Annotated in this window: 1 rRNA gene; it reads left to right on the plus strand. The window is 53.8% G+C overall.

Features of this window, described 5'->3' with window-relative positions:
- Positions 1 to 225: ribosomal RNA gene (locus tag ES017_RS15710) — 23S ribosomal RNA — on the plus strand; the annotation flags it as partial.

Consider the following 225-nt stretch of genomic DNA (forward strand, 5'->3'; position numbering starts at 1 on the left):
CCACCATTTAAAGAGTGCGTAATAGCTCACTGGTCGAGTGACTCTGCGCCGAAAATGTACCGGGGCTAAACGTATCACCGAAGCTGTGGGACGACTTACGTCGTCGGTAGGGGAGCGTTCTAAGGGCGTCGAAGCTAGACCGGAAGGACTAGTGGAGCGCTTAGAAGTGAGAATGCCGGTGTGAGTAGCGAAAACAGAGGTGAGAATCCTCTGCACCGAAAGCCT

Origin of the sequence: Anoxybacillus sp. EFIL, from assembly GCF_013096955.1 — a bacterium.
GTDB classification, from domain to species: Bacteria; Bacillota; Bacilli; order Bacillales; family Anoxybacillaceae; genus Anoxybacillus; species Anoxybacillus ayderensis.